The organism is Mesorhizobium sp. Root695 (genome assembly GCF_001428185.1).
GTDB lineage: Bacteria > Pseudomonadota > Alphaproteobacteria > Rhizobiales > Rhizobiaceae > Mesorhizobium.
Genome location: NZ_LMHO01000023.1, coordinates 137,672 through 157,602, shown reverse-complemented (window position 1 = coordinate 157,602; position 19,931 = coordinate 137,672). Strand labels below are relative to the sequence as shown.

Annotated in this window: 20 protein-coding genes; 11 read left to right on the top strand and 9 right to left on the bottom strand. The window is 63.8% G+C overall.

The genetic code is table 11. The features are described 5' to 3' along the window. The first annotated feature begins 141 nt into the window (after positions 1-141). Positions 142-894 carry an SDR family NAD(P)-dependent oxidoreductase gene (locus ASD99_RS19790; RefSeq protein WP_056594919.1) on the top strand — a complete coding sequence of 251 codons (753 nt, stop codon included), beginning with the start codon at positions 142-144 and terminating at the stop codon, positions 892-894. A 26-nt stretch (positions 895-920) separates the two neighbouring features. Here the strand turns inward: ASD99_RS19790 and ASD99_RS35330 are convergent, their stop codons facing one another. After that, complete coding sequence (locus ASD99_RS35330) at positions 921-1,841, bottom strand: zinc-binding dehydrogenase (protein WP_057144643.1); 921 nt, start codon at positions 1,839-1,841, stop codon at positions 921-923. 216 nt (positions 1,842-2,057) lie between these two features. Between ASD99_RS35330 and ASD99_RS19780 the strand changes: the two genes are divergently transcribed. Further along, on the top strand, positions 2,058-2,867 hold the full coding sequence (locus tag ASD99_RS19780) for an AraC family transcriptional regulator (RefSeq protein WP_057144642.1): 810 nt from the start codon (positions 2,058-2,060) through the stop codon (positions 2,865-2,867). Between the two features lie 57 nt (positions 2,868-2,924). Here ASD99_RS19780 and ybaL read toward each other — a convergent pair whose 3' ends face one another. Together ybaL and ASD99_RS19770 are read right to left on the bottom strand one after the other, a co-directional pair. Then, on the bottom strand, positions 2,925-4,709 hold the full coding sequence (ybaL, locus tag ASD99_RS19775; RefSeq protein ID WP_057144641.1) for a YbaL family putative K(+) efflux transporter: 1,785 nt from the start codon (positions 4,707-4,709) through the stop codon (positions 2,925-2,927). Positions 4,710-4,931: 222 nt separating this feature from the next. After that, complete coding sequence (locus ASD99_RS19770; RefSeq protein ID WP_057144900.1) at positions 4,932-5,381, bottom strand: host attachment protein; 450 nt, start codon at positions 5,379-5,381, stop codon at positions 4,932-4,934. A gap of 418 nt (positions 5,382-5,799) precedes the next feature. Here ASD99_RS19770 and cysG point away from each other — a divergent pair, with 418 nt between their 5' ends. The 7 genes from cysG (at position 5,800) to ASD99_RS19735 (ending at position 11,695) form a co-directional block, all read left to right on the top strand. After that, positions 5,800-7,251, top strand: coding sequence for a siroheme synthase CysG (gene cysG / locus ASD99_RS19765; RefSeq protein ID WP_056594927.1), 1,452 nt, complete (start codon positions 5,800-5,802; stop codon positions 7,249-7,251). Further along, entirely contained in the window at positions 7,248-7,541 is a 294-nt protein-coding gene (locus ASD99_RS19760; protein ID WP_057144640.1) for a DUF2849 domain-containing protein, read from the top strand. The genes cysG and ASD99_RS19760 overlap by 4 nt, the downstream gene beginning before the upstream one ends. A 43-nt stretch (positions 7,542-7,584) precedes the next feature. Beyond that, a complete protein-coding gene (locus ASD99_RS19755; protein WP_056594931.1) occupies positions 7,585-9,255 on the top strand; it encodes a nitrite/sulfite reductase in 1,671 nt (556 codons plus the stop codon). Next, complete coding sequence (locus ASD99_RS19750; protein ID WP_056594933.1) at positions 9,230-9,994, top strand: phosphoadenylyl-sulfate reductase; 765 nt, start codon at positions 9,230-9,232, stop codon at positions 9,992-9,994. The genes ASD99_RS19755 and ASD99_RS19750 overlap by 26 nt, the downstream gene beginning before the upstream one ends. 178 nt (positions 9,995-10,172) lie before the next feature. Next, on the top strand, positions 10,173-10,706 hold the full coding sequence (locus tag ASD99_RS19745; protein ID WP_056594935.1) for a DUF934 domain-containing protein: 534 nt from the start codon (positions 10,173-10,175) through the stop codon (positions 10,704-10,706). Positions 10,707-10,802: 96 nt separating this feature from the next. Further along, positions 10,803-11,018, top strand: a complete 216-nt coding sequence (locus ASD99_RS19740) for a GMC family oxidoreductase N-terminal domain-containing protein (protein WP_056594937.1) — start codon at positions 10,803-10,805, stop codon at positions 11,016-11,018. A 56-nt stretch (positions 11,019-11,074) separates the two neighbouring features. Continuing rightward, positions 11,075-11,695: a DJ-1/PfpI family protein gene (locus tag ASD99_RS19735; protein ID WP_057144639.1), complete on the top strand. Its 621-nt coding sequence runs from the start codon at positions 11,075-11,077 to the stop codon at positions 11,693-11,695. A 131-nt stretch (positions 11,696-11,826) separates the two neighbouring features. On the opposite strand, the gene ASD99_RS19730 is transcribed toward ASD99_RS19735, so the two are convergent. From ASD99_RS19730 to ASD99_RS19720, 3 genes are all read right to left on the bottom strand, one after another. After that, positions 11,827-12,849 (bottom strand): fatty acid desaturase, encoded by a 1,023-nt coding sequence (locus ASD99_RS19730; RefSeq protein ID WP_057144638.1) that lies wholly within the window; start codon positions 12,847-12,849, stop codon positions 11,827-11,829. Positions 12,850-13,173: 324 nt separating this feature from the next. Next, positions 13,174-13,419: a hypothetical protein gene (locus ASD99_RS33935; RefSeq protein ID WP_057144637.1), complete on the bottom strand. Its 246-nt coding sequence runs from the start codon at positions 13,417-13,419 to the stop codon at positions 13,174-13,176. 121 nt (positions 13,420-13,540) lie between these two features. Beyond that, complete coding sequence (locus tag ASD99_RS19720; protein WP_056594945.1) at positions 13,541-13,741, bottom strand: hypothetical protein; 201 nt, start codon at positions 13,739-13,741, stop codon at positions 13,541-13,543. A 238-nt stretch (positions 13,742-13,979) separates the two neighbouring features. On the opposite strand from ASD99_RS19720, the gene grpE reads away from it, so the two are divergent. Together grpE and ASD99_RS19710 are read left to right on the top strand one after the other, a co-directional pair. Further along, a complete protein-coding gene (gene grpE, locus ASD99_RS19715; RefSeq protein WP_057144636.1) occupies positions 13,980-14,615 on the top strand; it encodes a nucleotide exchange factor GrpE in 636 nt (211 codons plus the stop codon). Between the two features lie 117 nt (positions 14,616-14,732). Then, a complete protein-coding gene (locus ASD99_RS19710) occupies positions 14,733-15,365 on the top strand; it encodes a trimeric intracellular cation channel family protein (protein WP_056594949.1) in 633 nt (210 codons plus the stop codon). Between the two features lie 77 nt (positions 15,366-15,442). Here the strand turns inward: ASD99_RS19710 and ASD99_RS19705 are convergent, their stop codons facing one another. The 3 genes from ASD99_RS19705 to ASD99_RS19695 all read right to left on the bottom strand — a co-directional run bounded on the left by ASD99_RS19705 (position 15,443) and on the right by ASD99_RS19695 (position 19,924). After that, entirely contained in the window at positions 15,443-16,318 is an 876-nt protein-coding gene (locus tag ASD99_RS19705; protein WP_056594951.1) for a GNAT family N-acetyltransferase, read from the bottom strand. A gap of 181 nt (positions 16,319-16,499) precedes the next feature. Continuing rightward, positions 16,500-18,791: a PAS domain-containing hybrid sensor histidine kinase/response regulator gene (locus ASD99_RS19700; protein WP_056594953.1), complete on the bottom strand. Its 2,292-nt coding sequence runs from the start codon at positions 18,789-18,791 to the stop codon at positions 16,500-16,502. Between the two features lie 143 nt (positions 18,792-18,934). Further along, positions 18,935-19,924, bottom strand: a complete 990-nt coding sequence (locus ASD99_RS19695; RefSeq protein ID WP_056594955.1) for an MDR family oxidoreductase — start codon at positions 19,922-19,924, stop codon at positions 18,935-18,937. Positions 19,925-19,931: the final 7 nt, after the last annotated feature.

The window sequence follows — 19,931 nt, the reverse complement described above, 5'->3', positions numbered from 1 at the left end:
GTCGCGCGCTTTAGCTCTTTTGTTTCCATGCATGTCGTTGCCTCAAAACCGGGGCCACTTTTGAGCGACATGCACTAGCGGCAACTCGCCTCTCGCCACGTTGGCGTCGTTCGGCTACATCTCCGGCCCGGAGATCCTGAAATGGCTGAACTCGACACCAGAAAGACCATCGTGCTGACCGGCGCCAGCCGCGGCATCGGCCACGCCACGGTCAAGCGCTTTTCGCGCGAGGGCTGGCGCGTCATCACCTGCTCGCGCCAGGCCTTTGCCGAGGATTGCCCGTGGCCGGCGGGGCCGGAAGACCACATCAAGGTCGATCTCGCCGACCAGGAGGATGTCGGCATCGCGGTGTCGGAAATCCGCCACCGGCTGGAAGCGCATGGCGGCCAGCTGCACGCGCTGGTCAACAATGCCGGCATCTCGCCGAAGCTCAAGGACGGCAACGGCCGAATGGACTCGATCGACACGCCGATGCATGTCTGGCGCGATGTGTTCCAGGTCAATTTCTTCGCGCCGATCATGCTGGCGCGGGGCCTGTTCAAGGAACTGGCGGCGGCCAAGGGCTCGATCGTCAACGTCACCTCGATCGCCGGTACCCGCGTGCACCCCTTCGCCGGCACGGCCTATGCGACATCGAAGGCGGCGCTCGGTTCACTGACGCGCGAGATGGCGCATGATTTCGGCCCGCACGGCATTCGCGTCAATGCCATAGCGCCCGGCGAGATCGACACCGCTATCCTGTCGCCGGGCACGGACAAGATCGTCGAGACGATCCCGTTGAGAAGGCTTGGCACCACGGCGGAAGTCGCCGACATCATCTTCTTCCTGTGCTCGCAGCAGGCGTCCTATGTGACGGGCTCGGAAATCCACATCAATGGCGGCCAGCACGTGTGAGCGGCCAGCTTCAGGCCGAGGACTGCTCATTCGGCCATGGTGAGAACAGCCTTGCCGCTGAAGCTGCGCTGTCGCAGTGCGTCCAGGGCTTGGGCGATGTCTGTCCACGGCACGGTCAAGGCCACGCGCGTTTCGAGCCTGCCGGCCGCGACTGGAGTGAGCAGCGAGGCGATGTCCGCGCCAATGCCTGGACCAGACGTGTAGTACGCAAAAGTCTGAAGCCTTGCCCCTTCATGATCCGGAACGAACTGGCGGAATCCAATGGGCGTGAGTTCGCCACTGCTCGAACCGAACATGACGATGGTCCCGCCAGGTGCGACGCGTTCGATCGCGTGAGCGAGACTTTTGCCGCCGACCGACTCTGTGATCAGCGAAAACGGCCCCTCGGCCAGTTCGATCGCATCGACAACCTGCTCGGCTCCAAGGCCGCGGAGATCCTCGGCATGCCGGGAGGCGGCGACCGCGGTCACGTGCCCACCCTGCTGATGGGCGAGCTGGATCTGGAACCGACCGACCGCACCGCTTGCGCCGGTGATCAGGACCTGCTGGCCGGCCAGGCCGCCGCCATGGCGCAAAGTCCTCAGTGCCGTCGTGCCGGCGACTGGAAGCGTGGCTGCGGAAACGAAACTGACGTCATCCGGCAGGACGGCGAGACGGTCGGTTGGAACGGCGACCCGTTCGGCCCATCCGGCCTGGTCGACCAGAGCCGCAACCCGGGCGCCCACGGCTGGTCCGGAGCCATCGGCTGCTGCCCGTTCGACAATCCCAACGATGTCTTGGCCTGGTATCCAGCCGTTTGAACGGGTGGCGAGCAAGCGCAGTTCGCCGCGGTTCAACGAGGTCGCGCGGACCGAGACAAGCGCCTCGTTCGAGGCCGCATGTGGCTCGGCAAGCTCCACGAGCCTTAGTCCTGTCGTGCTGTCGGAAGAAATGACTAGGGCGAGCATGGTTCATACCTCACTGCTGCGTGGTGGACGCCTTTGGACAGTTGCTTTGCCCGGTCTTGCTGGTTCGACTTTGGAGCGCCGGCGGGCGCCACTGGCGAAGTCAAGTTCGCCAGCTGCGCACGATCCTGAATTGCTCGTTTCACAAGCGGAACCTATCGATTTTCCCCTTCGAATAATCTAGATATTAAGGCATCTGATCGCTAAAAACGGTCAATCATGAGACAACCCCTTCGCTACCCCTGGTTCAATCTCGATGTGGATGACCCTTCCGCGCCGGCGATTGCCGTGCGCGTTGACGTCCCCGAAACCACAGCGGAGGTACCCGCCCATCGGCATCGCAAAGGCCAACTTGTCTTCGCGCTGGGAGGCGGCGTCACATGCCGTGTCCCAAGCGGCCTGTGGATGGTGCCGCCTCATTGCGGGGTGTGGATTCCAAGCGGCATGGAGCACAGCAATGTCGCCACTGCCAACGCCCGGATTTTTTTCGTGTATATCGAGCCGGGAGCCGCTCATCTGCCGGACCGGTGCTGCACGCTTTCGATCTCGCCGTTGCTGCGCGAACTGATCATCGAACTGTCCGATGGTGTGGAGGACGATCAGGCGCGGGATGAGCTGTTGACCAAGACACTGCTTGCTGAGCTGCCACGTATGCCTGTCCAGCAGCTGCACCTGCCGATCTCACCCGAGCCGCGCTTGAGGCGGATCGCCGAAGCGTTGGCGCAAGATCCCGCCGACCGCAGCACACTGGCAGAATGGGCCAATCGCCTTGCGCTCAGTGAGAGCAGTCTCGCCCGTCTCGTGGTGAAGGAAACAGGGCTGAGCTTTGGGCGCTGGCGTCAGCAATTGCACTTGATCGTCGCAATACGAGAGCTGGCCTCCGGCGCCAGCGTGCAGCAGGTTTCGGGCGATCTCGGCTATGAATCCGTCACGGCCTTCATCACCATGTTCAAGAAGGTGCTCGGGAAGCCCCCGGCAAAATACCTCAGCAGTGTCGTGCACCGTGGCGGCTCTGCTTTCGTCGCGTGATCAACCTGCTTGCGAGCAGACGATCGACACGGCAATCTGTCGCCGACCAGGATCGGCTCAGGCAGCGGACGGTTCAGCCGCCTTCGGCTTGTGGCCAAGCACCTCTTCGACAATGCCACGGGCGATCTCGCGCTCGCCCATGATCACCGTGTCTGCGCCGAGGCCCTTGAGGTGCTCGACCTCGGCGTCGGAATGGGCTCGGGCGATGACGTTGATGCCGGGGTTGGCGGCGCGTGCCCTGAGCACGATCTGGCCGGCCTCGAAGGCGTTGGGAATGGCCAAGATCAGCCGCTTGGCCCCTTCTGGATTGGCGGCGGAGAAGACTTCAGCGTTGGCCGCGTTGCCGGAGACGGTCTCGACGCCATCGGCTTTCAGTCTCGCCAGCGTCTTGTCGGCATCCTCGACGACGAGGAAGGGCAAGGCGGCCTCTTTCAACGACGCACCGACGAGACTGCCGACGCGGCCATAGCCGATCAGGATGGCGTGGTTGGTGAGGGTTGTCCTGGGCGGCGGGCCGTCTTCCGCTTTCGTTGTGGCTGCAACGGAGGCCACCTGGCCCGGTTCCGTCGCCGGACCGACCGGCTTTGCCTCGACCGGCGGTGCCGTCCTGGCGGCGCGCCGCTCCAGCCATGGCTTTATCCAGTCGATGGCCAGGAACATCAGCGGGTTCAGCACGATCGACAAGATGGCGCCGGCCAGAATGAGGTCGCGGCCTTGTTCGGGCAACAGCTTTAGGCCGACGCCGAGCTCGGCCAGGATGAAGGAAAATTCGCCGATCTGCGCAAGGCTTGCCGAGATCATCAGTGCCGTGGCCAGGGGATAGCCGAAGGCAACGACGATGACGAACGCCGCCAACGATTTGCCGATGACGATGATGGCCAGTGTTGCCAGGATCGGCCAGCCATTGCTGATCAGGCTGAACGGATCGAACAGCATGCCGACCGAGACGAAGAACAGCACGGAAAAGGCATCGCGCAGCGGCAGCGATTCTTCCGCCGCGCGGTGGCTGAGTTCGGACTCGCTCATGATCATGCCGGCGAAGAAGGCACCTAGCGCCAGCGAGACCCCGAACAGGTTGGCCGCGCCGAAGGCGACGCCGAGGGCTATGGCGAGCACCGCCAGCCGGAACAATTCGCGCGAGCCGGTGTGGGCAACATAGTGCAGGATCCAGGGAATGACCCGGCGGCCGACCACCAGCATGACGATGACGAAAGCGGCGACCTTGGCTAGCGTGATGCCGACGACGCCCCAGATGCCGTAGCTGGCCGGCAGCGACAGCAGGCCGCTCGCATGTGCGTCCGCCTGTTCCTGGCCGCCGAGCACGCCGGCGAGTGCCGGCAGCAGCACCAGCGCCAGCACCATGGCCAGGTCCTCGACGATCAGCCAGCCGACCGCGATCCGGCCGCGCTCGGTCTCGATCATCCGCCGCTCCTGCAGCGCGCGCAGCAGCACCACGGTCGAGGCGACCGACAGCGCCAGGCCGAAAACCAGCCCCGCGCCCATCGACCAGCCGAGCATCCACGACAGCCCGGCGCCGAGCGCGGTGGCAAAGCCGATCTGGACGATGGCGCCGGGCACGGCGATGGCGCGCACCGACAGAAGATCCTTCAACGAGAAGTGCAGGCCGACGCCGAACATCAGCAGGATGACGCCGATTTCGGCCAGTTCGTTGGCAAGGCCGGCATCGGCGACGAAGCCGGGCGTGTTCGGCCCGACCAGCACGCCGGCTACGAGATAGCCGACCAGCGGCGGAATACGGAAGCGGTTGGCGAGGGCGCCGAAGACGAAAGCCAGCCCCAGACCGGCGACGATGGTGGCGATAAGGGGCGTGTCATGCGGCATTGTCTATGGAGCGCCCTTCAAAACCAGCGATGTTGGATGGGCGCCGCCCGGAGCCGTCGCCTGTTTGCAATATGGTGGATTGGGTGTCGGCGAGGCAACCCGCAAAGCCATGAAATCGACGGTGCGGCCGCAAAAACTTGACCGGCGGCCGAAGAAGCCGCCGGTCGGATTTGAAGTCGCGCGATGATGTTCCGTTGATCCGGCGCGATCGATCGACGACGATCAGGCTGCCTGCAGCAGGGCCTCGATCTCGAATATGGCGTGGTTGGTCAGTGTCTTGGGAATTTCGGCGGTCACCTTGTCCCCGACTTCCTTGTGCAGCTTCTTGCGCATTGTCCCAAGCAGCATCGGCGGTGCGACAAGCACGATCTCGTTGAACTCGCCGCTATGCGCGAGCTTGTAGAGCCGGGCGGCGATCTCGTCGGCGAAACGCTCCTTGCCGATGCGGTGCCAGTCCGTATCCTCGACCGCGCTGCGGTGTACGGAGGGACCATCATTGTATCGGCCCGGGCTGTCACTGCCTTGCTCGCGGGTGGGCGGGTTGTCCTGCTGCATTTCCTGCACCACCTCGAGGTTCGGATATGTGTTGTCGCCGGCGTTCCTGAGGAAAAGCGCCTTCTCGCCATCGGCCACCATGACCCAGATGCCGTGCTTCAGATTGATTGTGCTCATGATGACTGGTTCCTTCTTGGGTCGCTCGGGCATCTTGTGACATGTCGCGGCCGGGTTTCGATCCGACGTGATGGGCTTTTTGGGGAACGCGCCCCGAACCGGTAATGTTCCAACCAGGCCCTCGCGGGTGTCGGCCATTCGGGTTGTCCAATGCCCGCGGCTTTAATCTACTAAATTGGTAGAATTTAGAAAAAACTGTTTTGTGGCATTTCTCGTTGGGCGCTAAAAGACCTACAAATCAAGGCCTGCGACAGCAGCTTGAATCCGCTCCATCCGCCAACGAGGAATATTTTTCTCTTGGCCGGGATGCTTTCAGAAAAGCGATTGCATCCCGACAGGCGATGCGCGAGTGCGTTCCTTCTGGTTTTTCGCGCCCGCGCGTAGAACTGCAAGCCCGTTCAGGATTCCGCTCGCGCCCATGTCGCACACTGCTCCCAAACTCAATTCCTTCCCCGTCTTCATGCGGGTCGAGGGGCAGACCGTGGCCATCGTCGGCGGCGGCGAAGAGGCGCTGGCCAAGGCGCGGCTGATCGGACAGTCGAGCGCGGTCCTGCGCATCGTCGCGGAAGACGCTGAGCCCGACCTGCTGGCCTTTATCGCTCAGACCGGCACGACCCATTTTGCCGCCGCTTACGACGCGTCACAGCTCGAAGGCGCGGTCATGGTGTTTGCCGCCAGCGGCGATGAGGAACTCGACCGCCGCGTGGCCACGGATGCGCGCCGGCTTGGCATTCCGGTCAATGCCGTCGACCGGCCCGAGCTTTGCGATTTCTTCACCCCGGCGCTGGTCAACCGGGCGCCGGTCGCTATCGCCATCGGCACAGAAGGTGCAGGCCCGGTGCTTGCCCAGATGCTGCGCAGCCGCATCGACCGCATGCTGTCGCCCTCGCTCGGGCCCCTGGCAATTCTTGCCGCGTCGTTTCGCGGGGCTGCCGAGAGGCTGCTGCCGAGAGGCAATGCCCGCCGCCGCTTCTGGAATGATTTCTTCGCTGGCGCTCCTGCCCGCGCGGCTGAAGCGGGCCAGCTTTCGCAGGCGCACGACGCAGCCGTCGATCTTCTGCTGTCGAACACGCCGGCTTGCGGCCACATCGCCCTGGTCGGCGCCGGCCCGGGGGCCGAGGATCTTTTGACCTTGCGAGCGCACCGTCTGCTGATGGAAGCCGATGTCATCGTTCATGATGCGCTGGTGCCGGAGGCGGTCGTTGCCATGGGGCGCCGCGATGCCGAGCGCCTGCCGGTCGGAAAACGCAAGGGCTGCCACACCAAGAGCCAGGCGCAGATCAATGCGCTGCTGGTCGAGCTTGGCCGTGAAGGCAAGCGTGTCGTGCGGCTGAAATCGGGCGATCCGCTGGTGTTCGGCCGGGCTGGCGAAGAGATGGCGGCACTGCGCGATGCCGGCATCGCCTATGAGGTGGTTCCGGGCGTCACCGCGGCCTTTGCCGCCGCCGCCGATTTCGAACTGCCACTGACCTTGCGCGGTGTTTCCTCGTCGATGGTGTTCACCACGGGCCACGACCTCAAGGGCAATTCGCTGCCCGACTGGGCCAAGCTCGCCATTTCCGGCGCCACCGTCGCCGTCTATATGGGCCGCTCGGTCGCGGCCGAGGTTGCCGGCCGGCTGATCGAGGCCGGCCTGTCGCCGGATACGGCGGTCGCCGTGGTCGAGAATGCCAGCCTTGCCAACAGGCGCCGGTTCCACGGCACGCTTGCCGACCTGCCGTCGCTGGAAGCGCGCGCCGATCTCTCCGGTCCGGTCATGACCATCATTGGCGATGCGGTCGCCGGGGCCAACTTTGAACGGTCCGAGCCGCTCGCGGCACACAGGCATGAAGGCGTGTCCAGTTCGGTCGCCGAAGGAGTTCAGCAATGAAGATATTGACCGCCAACCGCCTCAGCGACGGCATTGCCGTCTGGTACGCCGATGGCGGCTGGGCCGAGACGGTCGACCATGCCGACCTCGCCCATGACAAGGCAGCCGAGGATAGGCTCGAGGCGATCGGCGCCAAGGCCTACGCCGCCAACGAAGTGGTCGACGTGAATTTGATCGATGCGGATGTCGTCAACGGCGTCGTCCAGCCGGTGCGGTTGCGCGAGAAGATCCGCGCCGCAGGCCCGACCATCCGCAACGATCTCGGCAAACAAGCTGCTCGGGCAGCATAATTAAGACACCAGGCATGGGCGGACGCGCCCTGAAAGACGAAGCATGTACCGCTACGATGAGTTCGACCACGATTTTGTCCAGGCCCGCGTCGCCGAGTTCAGCGACCAGGTCCAGCGCCGCCTTGCCGGCGAGATCACCGAGGACCAGTTCCGGCCGCTCAGGCTGATGAACGGCGTCTATCTTCAGCTGCACGCCTACATGCTGCGCATCGCGGTGCCCTATGGCACGCTGAACGGCAAGCAGTTGCGCATGCTGGGCCACATCGCCCGCAAATACGACAAGGGCTACGGCCATTTCACCACGCGCCAGAACATCCAGTTCAACTGGCCGGCGCTGTCGGACATTCCTGCGATCCTGGCCGATCTGGCAAGCGTTGAGATGCACGCCATCCAGACCAGCGGCAATTGCATCCGCAATGTCACCGCCGACCATTTCGCCGGCGCTGCCGCCGATGAGGTCGCCGATCCGCGGCCCTATGCGGAAATCTTGCGCCAGTGGTCGTCGGTGCATCCGGAATTCTCGTTCCTGCCGCGCAAGTTCAAGATCGCGGTGACGGGTGCCGAGCGCGACCGCGCCGCCATCCAGACCCACGACATCGGCCTGCACTTGAAGAAGAACGCCGCCGGCGAACTGGGTTTCGCCGTCTATATCGGCGGCGGCCAGGGCCGCACACCGATGGTCGCCCGCAAGATCCGCGACTTCCTGCCGGAAGCCGACCTCCTGTCCTACTGCACGGCGATCCTGCGCGTTTACAACCTCTATGGCCGCCGCGACAACAAGTACAAGGCGCGCATCAAGATCCTCGTGCACGAGACCGGCGTCGAGGAAATCACCCGCCAGGTCGAGGCCGAGTGGCAGGATTTGAAGGACGCCGAGCTGAAGCTGCCGGAGGCGGATATCCGCGCCATCGAGGCCTATTTCGCGCCGCCGGCGCTCACGGAGCGGCCGGAGGGCGACCAGGCGGTCAAGCTGGCGCGTCTGGATTCCAAGGGGTTCTCGGAGTGGCTCGACCAGAATGTCGTCACCCACCGCCATCCCGACTACGCGGCGGTGACGATCTCGCTGAAGGGCATCGGCGAGGTGCCCGGCGACGCCTCGGGCAGCCAGATGGAAGCGGTCGCCGACATCGCCGAGAGATATGCCTTTGACGAGCTGCGCGTCAGTCATGAGCAGAACCTGATCCTGCCGCATGTGGCGCGCGCCGACCTCAAGGCGGTCCATGATGCGCTGGTCGGCATCGGCCTGGCGACGGCCAATTCCAACCTGATCTCAGACATCATCGCTTGCCCGGGCCTCGATTATTGCGCCCTGGCCACCGCGCGCTCGATCCCGATCGCGCAGGAAATCTCGCGCCGCTTCGCCTCGCTGGAGCGGCAGCGCGAGATCGGAGAACTGAAGCTGAAGATCTCCGGCTGCATCAACGCCTGCGGTCATCACCATGTCGGCCATATCGGCATTCTCGGCGTCGAGAAGAAGGGCTCCGAGCTCTATCAGGTGACGCTGGGCGGCTCGGCCGACGAGAACACCTCGGTCGGCGAGATCATCGGCCGCGGCTTCTCCTCGGAGGAGATCACCGACGCCATCGAGCAGATCGTCGAGACCTATCTCGGCCTCCGGCTCGACCCACAAGAGAAATTCATCGACGCCTACCGCCGAGTCGGTCCCGCGCCGTTCAAGGAGGCGCTCTATGCTGGCGAAGCCAAGGCCGCTTGACCATATAGCCGATGTCGATGACGGCATCGCCGCCAAGGCGGCGGGGCTGGATGCGCTCTACGGTCATCTGAACCCGCTCGAGATCATCGAACGCTCGGCCCGCGAACTGTTCCATGACGAGATCGCCGCGGTGTCGTCGTTCGGTGCGGACTCGGCTGTGCTGCTGCACATGATCGCCAAGATCGACCGGACGCTGCCGGTCATCTTCCTCGACACGGGCAAGCATTTCGAGGAGACGCTCGGCTATCGCGACGCGCTTGCAGCCGATTTCGGGCTGACCAACATAAGGGTGATCAAGCCCGAGGAAGCGGCGCTCGAACGGATCGATCCGACGGGCAATCTGCATCAGAGCAACACCGACGCCTGCTGCGACGTGCGCAAGGTCGAGCCGCTGGCGCGGGGTGTCGCTCCCTTCCGTGCCTGGTTCACCGGCCGCAAGCGTTTCCAGGCCTCGACCCGGGCAGCGCTTCCGGTGTTTGAAGCGGTCGGCCCGCGTATCCGCATCAATCCGTTGGCGCACTGGACGACATCGGACCAGGCGGACTATATGCGCGCGCATGCGCTGCGCGAAAATCCGCTGGTCGCCTATGGATACCTGTCGATCGGCTGCTTCCCGTGCACGCAGCCGGTGCAGCCGGGCGAGGACGCGCGCAGCGGCCGCTGGGCCGGTCATGCCAAGACCGAGTGCGGCATTCACCTGTCGGGGCTGGAGAAGTCGCTGACCGACGCGTCCCTTTAGGGTATGGTGATATTCAGGTGAGGCTGGCCTGCAAACGGCAGCTTCCTGCGCTTCCGGTGCTCACGTACTTCAAGTACGCTCCGCTCGTCGCAGGACGACCCCGGAAGCCGCCATTTTCGGTGCGGCCTGACCTGAATCTCAACACAAACGTGTTTCTTCGAATTTTTGGGAATTTTTGATGACTGAACCGACGATACCGGAGACGCGCCTCTGGACCCCGACGGGTTTCCGCGAGGACGAGTGGGCGCATGCCGAGAGCGCCGATGCGCTGTCCGGCAATGGCCGCTTCATCCTGCCACTGCAAGCGTTCCTCGATCTCGATCCGGAGGTGCGCCGCTCTGCCAAGGAACGGCTCGGTGTGGTGCTGCAGCCCGGCGATCAGCTCGAGAAGATCGCCGGCCTGCTTGACCAGCTCTCGCTGGTGGCGCTGGCCTTCCCGGCCTTCAGCGACGGCCGCTCCTTCTCCAAGGGCGAACTGCTGCGTGGGCGCTATCATTTCGAGGGCACAGTGCGCGCCACCGGCCAGGTGCTGGTCGACCAGTTGCCGCATATGCTGCGGCTTGGCTTCGACGAGTTCGAGATATCGAACCCGGTGCTGTTGAAGCGCCTGGAGGAGGGCCGCACCGGCGGGTTGGGGCTCTACTACCAACCGGCCGCCGTGTCGGAGCCGAACGGGCCGAAATATTCCTGGCGGCGCCTTCGCAACAGTTGACGCTGCGGTAATTCCCGACGTCTTTACGTCGGTTCCGATCGGTCCTTCTCTGGGCTATCCGGACGGAAATATCCGCCGGTTGCGAGGAGGGAGATCATGGATTTCGACTATGTCATCGCTGGCGGCGGATCCGCCGGCTGTACGCGCGCCGCGCGGCTCTCCGAGGATCCATCGAAGACGGTCTGCCTGATAGAAGCCGGCGGCGAGGGCAGGAACCTGCTCGTCCGCGCCCCGGCCGGCGGTGCCAATCGACATCAACTGGTCTTACCAATTGTGCGATTTGTGCTTTCCCTTTCGCCATCCTGCCCTTAGGATAAATCTATTATTTCGCGATCCGAAATAAATATGGTCACAGGGAGGAACCGGGAATGGCTGGCAAGAAGATACTGATGCTCGTTGGCGAGTTCAGCGAGGAATATGAGATTTTCGTCTTTGAGCAGGCGATGCATGCGGTTGGCCACACCGTCCATGTCGTCTGTCCGGACAAGAAGGCGGGCGATATATTGAAAACGTCGCTGCACGACTTCGAAGGCCACCAGACCTATACCGAAAAGCTCGGCCACGACTACATCCTCAACAAGACGTTTTCCGAGGTGGATCCAGCCGGCTACGATGCCGTCTACGCAGCGGGCGGGCGCGGCCCGGAATACATCCGTATCGACAAGCGGGTGCAGGGGCTGGTGCGGCATTTCCACGAGGCCGGCAAGCCGATCTTCACCATCTGCCATGGCGTGCAGATCCTGATTGCCGTGGACGGGGTGGTGCGGGGCCGGGAAGTCGCGGCGCTCCAGTACTGCGAGCCGGAGGTGACGCTGGCCGGTGGCATCTATATCGACGTCGCGCCGACCGGCGCCCATGTCGACGGCAATCTCGTTTCAGCCAAGGGTTGGCCGGGCCTGTCCAACTTCATCCGCGAATGCCTGAAGGTGCTGGGCACCGAGGTCCGCCATGGCGAGATATTGATGCGCGACGAGCGTCAGGCGGCCTGACCCGGGAGTTTGCAAAGCCGCCGCGTCCACGACGCGGCGGTCTTTCTATTTTTCTTGTTTGACGCAATTCCCAAGGGAAAGCGCCATGCGCTTTTCCCGGGAAAACCGTTTCACACTTTTCCTGGAATTGCTTAGGCGGCCGCCAGCGCTTCGCGGAACGACACGAGCTTGCGGCGGTTTTCGTCCCATAATGCCAGTTTGACGCAGCGCAGGCTTTCGAGCAGCGTGACGCGGCCGATGCTGCGTAGCTCGGGATAATCCCGCAGCACTTCCTGCAACCGGTAGCATGGCACCTTGGCGGAGAGGTGGTGGACGTGATGGACACCGATATTGCCGGTGAACCAGTTCAGCACCGGCGGCAGGTCGTAGTAAGACGATCCGTGCAGGGCGGCGTGCTGGAATTCCCAGTCGGCATCCTTCGCCCATTCCGTTTCCTCGAACTGGTGCTGGACGTAGAACAGCCAGATGCCGGCCGAACCGGCGAGGATGACGATCGGCAGATGGACCACCAGGAACGCGCCGGGGCCGACGAACCAGATGAGGATGGCTGCTGCAACCGCGATGCCAAGGTTGGTGGTCATCGACGACACCCAGGGCGTCAGGCCGCCGCGCATCATGCCGACGGGCAGCCTTTGCTCGAAGATGAACAGCCAGATCGGCCCAAGCCCGAACATCACCAGCGGGTGGCGATAGAGACGATAGGCAAGGCGGCCGCGCCATGACATTTGCCGGTATTCGGCAACGGTCAGCGTCCTGATGTCGCCCATGCCGCGTTCGTCAAGATTGCCAGCGCTGGCGTGGTGCGTCGCGTGGGCGCGCCGCCAGCAGTCGTAGGGTGTCAGCGTCAGGATGCCGAGCGCACGGCCGATCCAGTCATCCGCGTAGCGATTGGCGAAGAAGGAGCCGTGGCCGCAATCGTGCTGGATCATGAAGATGCGCACCAGAAACCCGGCCGCGGGAAGGATCAGGATCAGTCCCCACCAATGGCCATAGGCATATGCCGCCGAAGACAGTCCCCAGAGCACGGCGAACGGAATGAGTGTGATGGCGAGTTCGACGGTGCTGCGCCGCCTGTCGGGCTTTTTGTAGCGCGCCAGAATCTTCAGCCAGGCGCGCTTGCTGTTGGCGGCCGCCTCGGGGGAAATCATGTTCATCAGGAAGCATAGGCGGGGTGTCCCGCCACCGCAAGCGGACAATCACGCAAAATTACTGTGCGTAATTGTCGCGTGGTGGCGGTCGAGCCCGCCCGCCAGCAGATCGACCCGTTTGATGATACGCTGCCGAAGCGCCTGGCTTTCAAGCCCAATCGTTCGGAATCCGATGCTCTCTCTTCTGTTTGAGCATCGGGTTTCCCACTCTTGGGGCCGATCTCTATTCGCGATCGAGGATAGGACAGCCGCGCTCGGTGCCAAAAGTCACGCGCACGCGGTCGCCACCCTGCCTGCTGCGGACAGTGATCTCCCGGCGGCCGACGGACTCTATCCTTGCCCGGCGGATGCCCATCCGATCCGCCTTGTCGAGAGCCCGGTCTTCCGTGCAGCCTCGCGATTGACGGCGGTTGCGCCGGTCGTCGCGAGGCCTTCGCAACCGTCATAGGCGGGATCGCAATCTTCCATGAGCTTCAGCAGCAGGCCATGTTTGCCCAATTGCAGCTGCAGATCCTGTGCTTGTGCCGGAAAGGCAACCAAGGTGACGGCGCCGAGGCCGACAAGCGACGAAAGCAATAAGGTGATCGAACCTTGCGCATTACGTCCTCCATTTGAACCACAACGCATCCATCATTAGATGGTTCGGCTCTTCAGGCTATTGCCGATAGAGGTTTGCTGCAAAGATTTGCCTGTCGCGTTAGTGGCGGCGCCGGCCGACGTCACCGTCTTCCGCTCCGTCGAGGCGGTCGAGCAATTCTCTGAATCGGTCAGGAATGTCGGCCTCGGTACGGAAGGCCGGCAAGGTGCGCATAAAGCGCGTCACCGCTTCGGCACCGAACTGACGCCTGACCTCGGCGGCCAGCCCTTGTGCCTTTTCACCCTTGTTGCGGGTCATTATCTCAAAATCCTGTGTCGGCTTCGAAACTCCTCCAGTAAGGGAATGGTTCCCCCATCACGCCTTTGTGGCAAGCAAAGCCGGCGGTTAGGGTAAAATTTGAATTAAAATCGAATGTCTTGCCTGTCGTTGTCCAGCCTTGGCCGATAGCCTCCACAATCGCTTACCCCTTGATTTTTGGCTGCCGAACCTCGATATCGGGCACAAAATCCACATCATTCGAGATTGACGGGAAACGGCGATGAGCGACCAGGCAAAAGACGAACGCGCGCCAGATGAAGTCGAGGCGACCGAGGCCACTGCCGAGCGCACGGAAGGCAGCATCGACGGCGACTATGAAGCCCTTGTGCGGCTGCTGAAGGAAAATGAAGAACTGAAGGACCGCGCGCTGCGCGTGGCGGCCGAGATGGAAAACCTGCGTCGCCGCACGGCGCGCGACGTGCATGACGCGCGCACCTACGCGGTCGCGAATTTCGCGCGTGACATGCTGTCGGTGTCGGACAATCTGCGCCGCGCGCTGGACGCTATCCCCACCGAGGCCAAGGCGTCGGGTGACGCCGGCTTCAAGGCCTTGATCGAAGGCGTCGACCTCACCGAGCGCGCCATGCTGTCGGCGCTGGAACGCCACGGGGTCAAGAAGCTCGCGCCGGAAGGCGAGAAGTTCGACCCCAATTTCCACCAGGCGATGTTTGAAGTGCCCAACCCGGACGTTCCGGCCAATACCGTGGTCCAGGTCGTGCAGCCGGGCTATTCGATCGGCGATCGGGTGCTGCGCCCAGCCATGGTCGGCGTCGCCAAGGGCGGGCCTAAGCTTGCCGCCGCTGAAGCGCCGGTCGAGCCGGGGCCTGTCAATGAGCAGGCCGAGAAGGACGCCTGAACGGACAAGCGAATAGGCAATAGCGAGTAGCGAGTAGGGAAATATGCAAGAGTTGCTGCGCGGCTTCGTGCTATTCGCTACTCGCTATTCGCTACTCACTCTTTCATTGTTCGCTTCATGAACCTCATCGCGCTTCTCGACTATGCCGGTGTCGCCGTCTTCGCGGCGACCGGGGCGCTTGCGGCTTCTCGCAAGCAGCTCGACATTATCGGCTTCCTGTTCCTGGCCAGCGTCACCGGGATAGGCGGCGGCACGCTTCGCGACGTCATCCTCAACCTGCCGGTTTTCTGGGTGGCCAACTCCGGCTATGTGCTGATCTGCGCCGTGGTTGCGGTGCTGGTCTTCTTCAGCGCGCATCGTGTCGAATCGCGCTGGAAATGGCTGCTCTGGCTCGACGCCATCGGGCTCGCCGCCTTTTCGGTGATGGGCGCGGCCAAGGGACTTGCGATTACCGGTTCGCCGGTCGTCTCCGTCGTCACCGGCGTGCTTACCGCCACTTTCGGCGGAATTCTGCGCGACCTCCTTGCCGGCGAGCCATCGGTGCTGCTCAGGCCCGAAATCTACGTCACAGCAGCCCTTGCGGGGGCGGGCCTCTACACACTTGGCGATCTTGCCGGGCTGCCGCCGCTCGCCTCGGACCTCGCCGGTTTTGCGGCGGCGTTCCTAGTGCGCGGCGGCGCGCTCAAATTCGGCTGGTCGTTTCCGTCCTACAAGAGCCGACCCGGCCGGCGGCCGGAAGATATTCCGTAAAGAGAGGGAATAGGGAGTAGCGAATAGGGGATAGCAGTCCGCAGGATTGCGGCGTAGCGCCTGGCTATTCGCTAGCGTCAGGCAGCGAAGCGTTGGGCTTCCCCGCCATAATAATTGACGTAGCGGGCGCCGATTTCCTTGACCGGCATCACGACGAAGACGTCGACCGTCGAGAATTCGCGGTCGATGACGCAGCCGTCGCCGATGCGCGCACCGACGCGCAGATAGCCCTTAACCAAAGGCGGCATCGCGGCGATCGCCGCCTTGGCATTGACCGCCTCGATCGGCATCAGATCCATCGAGCAGTAGCGCCCGGATACCGCGCGCACATCCCAGGCCGAATTGGTCCGGCAGTGGTGGGCGAGGTAGGTGAGTGCCTCGGCATGCGCCGCCGGCACGGTGCCGTGGAAGGACGCGCATCCGGTCATCACACCGATCTCGTAATGGTTGATGTAAGCCCAGATGCCTTGCCACAGCGCCTCGATGGTGCGCTTCGAGCGGTATTCCGGCAAAACGCAGGAGCGGCCGAGTTCGAGAAAACGCTGGCCGGGGTGGCGAGCGATGAGCTTGGTCAGCTCAAATTCACCTTCCGAATAAAACCCTCCGGCCGTGGCCGCGATTTCTTGCCGCAGCAGCCGATACGTGCCGACGATGCGGCGATGTTCGGGACCGGAAAGCGTGGTGTCCAAAACCAGCAGATGGTCGCAGAGCGGATCGAACCGGTCGGCATCACGGCGGTCATGGGCCTGGAACAGGTCCTTCCTGGCGCCTAGTTCGTCGTAGAACACCCGGTAGCGCACTTCCTGCGCGGCCGCGATCTCTGCCTCGTTGCGAGCGAGCCGCACTTCAAGATTGCCTATACGGCCCAGTGCCGCGCCCCTTGTGACGGAATCGACGTTACGTCCGGCAAGCAAGGCGCTGCTGGCGTTCGGCCGAGTGTCACATTCCGGCATAACTGTATGCACGAGTGATTCTCCTTCGAGCCATCCCTCTTGGCACGGGGATACGGTGTAGGTGCAACAGGATTGTGACAGTACCGTGATACGATGTCGTGGGCAATACTTCGTCGGCTGGCGAATACGATCAACCGGCTACGTTTTAGTGATCGCGCGGCGCGGAATGGCGGTGGAAAGCTCAGGCCGCGACGACCTGTCCCTCGACCGCATTCACCAGCGCCTCAGGGTCGAGCGGCTTGGTGACAAAGCCGCTCGCGCCATGGGCCAGCACCGCATGGCGGGTCTTTTCCTGGCTGTCGGCCGACAGCACCATGATCGGCACCGGCGACACGGCGGTTTCTTCTTCATGGCGGCGGATGGCGGCAATCGCGTCCAGCCCGTCCATGACCGGCATATGCAGATCCATCAAGACCACATCGAAGCGGTCCCTGTGCCCGGCGCCGGTGACGGCCTCGACGGCGGCCTTGCCGTTACCGACCACCTTGACGCGATGCCCGGCCTTCAGCAGCGTGGCGCGGGCCAGCATGGCGTTGATGTCATTGTCCTCGGCGATCAGCACCGACAGGCCCCGCTGCCGGTTGCCGACGGCGCGCAGCATGGGCGCGCCGCGCCTTTCCGGCTGCGGCTGGGCGAGGCTGGGGGCATGGCTGCTCAACAGCACACGCAGAAGCGTTCCGCCACGCACTGGCCTGGCCAGGAACGTTGCGTAGCCGCTGGCGCGGAACTCGCCAAGCATGCCGCGGTCGGTAGGCGCGATCAGTGTGATGGCCTCGCAGTCGGAAAAGCCGCTCTGGCGCAGGCGCTTGAGCAGCCTTCCGTCGCTTTCTTCCATGGCCGCATCGACCAGAATCACATCGCAGCCTGCGGCGAAGGCCGCGGCCTGTGCGGCAGTGATGGCGACGTCGACCGCGCCGCCATTGGCGCGGATGGTGCGGGCGATGGCGTCCGCCTCGACGGCGTTTTTCGACAGGATCACCGCGCGCCTGCCCGAGAGCGCGTTCTGGCGGCCCTGCGGCGCTTCGGTGGCCGCTATCGCCGGGATTTCGAAGACGAACTCGGATCCCTGGCCGAGCCGGCTGGATACCGAGATCGTGCCGCCCATGGCGGCCACCAGGCGCCTGGAGATGGCAAGGCCGAGGCCGGCACCGCCATGCGTGCGCGTCGACGTGCCGTCGGCCTGCTCGAACTCCTCGAAAATGCGATCCAGATCCTGATCATGCAGGCCTGGACCGGTATCGGCGATGGTGAAGCATACGCGGTCGCTGGTTTCGGTGCGCGCGCGTGCGATGCTCACCAACACGCCGCCGCTGTCGGTGAACTTGATGGCGTTGCCGATAAGGTTGAGCAACACCTGCCTGACCTTGCCCGGATCGGCGGTGATCAACTGCGGCACGTCGGGTTCGACATGGCAGCCCAGCCCGATGCCCTTGGCGAAAGCGCGCGCGGCCAGCAACTCGATGATGTTGTCGGCGATCTCGCGCACCGACATCGGCTGCGGCTCCGGGTCGAAGCGCCCGGCTTCGATCTTGGAGTAGTCGAGAAGATCCTCGATCAGGGCAAGCAATGCGCTGGCCGAGGTCGAGATGGCGCCGACATAGGTCTGCTGCTCCGGCGACAGGCTGGTGTCGGCCAGCAATCTGGCCATGCCCATGATGCCGTTCATCGGCGTGCGAATTTCATGGCTGACGGTGGCGAGGAAGCGCGATTTGGCCTGGCTGGCATATTCGGCCCGCTCGCGTGCGGTGATCAGCGAGGATTCGGCGCGTTTGCGGGCGGTTATGTCGCGAGCGATCGCGCGATGCGAAACCGCATCGCTGTCCTTGTCACGCACCGACAGTTCGATCCACGAGAACCAACGCGGGCCGGTCGGCGTGCGGATGGCGACATCGGTGGAACTCAGGCACTCATGGTCGGAAAAGGCGGCATCGGGAACGATGCCGACCTCAATGCCGAGTTCCGCCAGGGTCTTGCCGGCAAGGTCGCGTTGATCGATTTCGACGAGATCGGCGAAGACCTTGTTGGCATAGACGATGTAGCCATCGCGGTCGCGATGGATGACGAGATCACCAAGCGCGTCGATCAGGCCGCGAAAGCGCTCATCGCTCTCCTGCATTTCCCACATGCGGTCGGCCAGCGTCTCGATCTCGGCGCGGCTGCGGGCAGTGGTTTCGTCAAGAAGGGCGGCGGTGCGGTGTTCGCTCCGCCTGGTGCGCAGATGCATGGCAAGACCGGCAAGGCCGGTTGCCAGCAATGCGACGCTGATGAAGATCGGTGCCCCGGTCAGATGCGCCAGGCCGGCCACCACCACGATGGCGACGAATGTCAGAAAGGGCAGGTTTTCGCGCCTGGAGAATTCCGGTTCGGGCACCAGCGACGGCGCGGCGACAAAGCGCCGCGTCGACGTCGGCGGGGGCGCCGCATCGACGTCGTCGCCAGTGTCCGCCTCTTGGCTGCCGGATTCCGCGATCATGCGAAATCCTTGCCAGACAGAGATTATGGAAAATTGCGGCGGATCGTTCGAATTTTAGCGGATGAGCGCTTTTTGCCGAGGCGGCGGCGGATTTGCCACCAGACATGGCGATTTCCGTCCGCCTTCTCCGGCAGTCGAGCGGTTCACATGTCCACGACGACGCGCCCGCGAATCTTGCCGTCGACGATGTCGCGCGCGGCATCGATGATGCCGTCGAAACCGATGGTCCTGGACAGGCTGGCGAGCTTCTGCAGATCGAGATCGGTGCCGATGCGGCGCCATGCCTCGAGGCGGACTGCCTTCGGCGCCATCACCGAATCGATGCCGAGCAATGAGACGCCACGCAGGATGAAAGGAGCGACGCTGGTCGGCAGGTCCATGCCGCCGGCCAGGCCGCAGGCGGCGACCGCGCCGCCATAGGAGGTCATCGACAGCACATTGGCCAGCGTGTGGCTGCCGACGGCGTCGACGCCGCCGGCCCAGCGCTCCTTGGCCAGCGGCTTGGCCGGCTGGGCAAGCTCTTCGCGCGATATCACTTCGGCGGCGCCAAGGTTGATCAAATAGGGGCTTTCGGCATTGCGGCCGGTGGACGCGATGACATGGTAGCCGAGGCTGGACAGGATCGAGACCGCGACCGAGCCGACGCCGCCGGCCGCCCCTGTTACCACCACCGGGCCGCGATCGGGCAGGATACCGTGCCGCTCCAGCGCCATGACGCAGAGCATGGCGGTATAGCCTGCGGTGCCGACGGCCATCGCGTCATGCGGGCTGACGCCTTGCGGGAGCGGCACCAGCCAGTCGCCCTTGACACGCGCGCGGCCGGCATAGGCGCCGAAATGGGTTTCGCCGACGCCCCAGCCGTTCAGAATGACCTTGTCCCCGGTGCGCCAGTCGGGATTGGAAGACGAGATGACGGTGCCGGCGAAATCGATGCCCGGCACCAGCGGCCAGCGGCGGATCACCGGCGCCTTGCCTGTGATCGCCAGGCCATCCTTGTAGTTCACCGTCGTCGCCTCGACTGCGACGGTGACATCGCCTTCCATCAAGTCGGCTTCGGTGAGATCGGTCACGATTACCGACTGCTTTTTCTCGGCGTCGCGCGAAACGAGGATGGCTTTGAAGGTTTCGGGCATCTCTTTC